The organism is Streptomyces milbemycinicus (genome assembly GCF_002154605.1).
Classification (GTDB): domain Bacteria; phylum Actinomycetota; class Actinomycetes; order Streptomycetales; family Streptomycetaceae; genus Streptomyces; species Streptomyces milbemycinicus.
Genome location: NZ_MUNE01000915.1, coordinates 1 through 1,321, shown reverse-complemented (window position 1 = coordinate 1,321; position 1,321 = coordinate 1). Strand labels below are relative to the sequence as shown.

The window sequence follows — 1,321 nt, the reverse complement described above, 5'->3', positions numbered from 1 at the left end:
CGGCGGCGGTACGGCGGGCGGTCCGGGAGGCAGCGGAGGTACGGCGGGCGGACGGGGAGGCAGCGGAGGAACAGCCGGAGGGGCGGGCAACGGCGGACGCGCCCCGGCTGCATCCTCGGATCCGCCAGGCGCAGCGGACCCTCCGGCTCCACCGGTCGCACCGGGCAGCGCCGGCGGAACGACGGATGGAGGCTGCTGTCCCTCCTGCGGCTCCCGCTTCCCGGAACTGGCCCCCAGATGTTGCTCGTCCACGCTGCTCCCTTGACGACTTCTGACAATCACCGTGGCTAAACGGCGCGGACGAACTGCATTTCGACTGACGCGAGGAAGGGTCGGACGCCGACGCATTGCCAGCCCACTGCCTCGATGGCGGAGACGAGTTCGTCCACGGCGCCGCGAATCTTTCTCATGGAGGGGTTGGCGCGCGTATTGATGTCGATGACGGCCTCGAATGTGAAATCGCCCCGATTGAGAGCGAACCTGGCGTCGGAGACGACCTTGTTCACATGCCGTCTTTTCATCCCAGCCATGGACCCCACGCTTCCAGCGGTACTCAGTCGTGTCTTGCAAACCATCGCCGCAGACGCTGCAATGCAGATGAAATTTCGATGATGCGGGGGGCGGAGGCTTCGAGGTGGACGGGGGAACGCCTCAGGGGCGACCACAGCGGCGGCGACAGCGCGCACCGCAGCCGCAGCGGCTTCGGATCGCGGTGCTCGGGCCCGTCCAGGCCTGGCGGGATGGTACGCCGCTGGAGCTGGGGCCGGTGCGGCGGCAGGCCGTACTGAGCGTGCTGGTGCTGCGGCCGGGCGTATTGGTGAGCCATGAGCAGTTGCTGGACGGGGTGTGGGGGTCAAGCCCGCCGAAGTCCGGCCGCCGGGTGCTTCCGAGCTATGTCTACCCGCTGCGGAAGGCGCTCGACGCGGCGGGCGGGCATGAGCCGTCGGTCATCCGCAGCGGCGGGGGCGGATACCGCTTCGTCGCCGACGGGGTCCGGCTCGATGTGGCCGAGCTGGCCGAACGGGCCGACGAGGCACAGCGCGCGAAGGCATCCGGCGATCTGACCACCGCCGCGGCCCGGTTCTCGCAGGCACTCGCCCTGTTCCGGGGCGAGCCTCTGGCCGGGCTGCCGGGCTCGTTCGCACAGGCAGAGCGGCGGCGGCTGGCGGAGCGTCAGCGCAAGCTCCAGCTGGAGCGGCTGGAGTGCCTGGTGCTGCTGGACCGTTCCGGCGAAGCCCTGGACGACCTCGCCGCGCTGTCCGCCTCCGATCCGTACGACGAGTCGCTGCTGGCGCTGCGTATGCGCGCGCTGTACGGCAGC

General features: G+C 70.2%; 2 protein-coding genes. One reads left to right on the top strand and one right to left on the bottom strand.

The annotated features are described in order from the left end of the window. Window positions 1–287 precede the first annotated feature (287 nt). Window positions 288–506 (bottom strand): hypothetical protein, encoded by a 219-nt coding sequence (locus CCN51_RS48810; RefSeq protein ID WP_014178978.1) that lies wholly within the window; start codon window positions 504–506, stop codon window positions 288–290. A gap of 128 nt (window positions 507–634) precedes the next feature. On the opposite strand from CCN51_RS48810, the gene CCN51_RS48805 reads away from it, so the two are divergent. Then, a partial coding sequence (locus CCN51_RS48805; protein WP_342749427.1) for an AfsR/SARP family transcriptional regulator occupies window positions 635–1,321 on the top strand: 687 nt, incomplete at its 3' end.